Below are 527 nucleotides of genomic sequence, written 5' to 3'. Positions count from 1 at the left end.
AAATCTCATCTTGAGGGGGGCTTCATGCTTAGATGCTTTCAGCACTTATCCCTTCCACACATAGCTACCCAGCTGTGCTCCTGGCGGAACAACTGGTACACCAGCGGTGTGTCCATCCCGGTCCTCTCGTACTAAGGACAGCTCCTCTCAAATTTCCTACGCCCACGACGGATAGGGACCGAACTGTCTCACGACGTTCTGAACCCAGCTCGCGTACCGCTTTAATGGGCGAACAGCCCAACCCTTGGGACCGACTACAGCCCCAGGATGCGATGAGCCGACATCGAGGTGCCAAACCTCCCCGTCGATGTGGACTCTTGGGGGAGATAAGCCTGTTATCCCCGGGGTAGCTTTTATCCGTTGAGCGATGGCCCTTCCATGCGGAACCACCGGATCACTAAGCCCGACTTTCGTCCCTGCTCGACTTGTAGGTCTCGCAGTCAAGCTCCCTTATGCCTTTACACTCTTCGAATGATTTCCAACCATTCTGAGGGAACCTTTGGGCGCCTCCGTTACTCTTTAGGAGG

Annotated in this window: 1 rRNA gene; it reads right to left on the bottom strand. The window is 55.2% G+C overall.

Annotation, left to right across the window (positions count from 1 at the left end):
* A 23S ribosomal RNA gene (locus IEV41_RS19895) occupies window positions 1–527 on the bottom strand; the annotation flags it as partial.

The sequence above is a fragment of the Priestia taiwanensis genome (assembly GCF_014638355.1).
Lineage (GTDB): Bacteria > Bacillota > Bacilli > Bacillales > Bacillaceae_G > Priestia_D > Priestia_D taiwanensis.
This window is presented reverse-complemented; position numbering and strand designations above follow the sequence as displayed.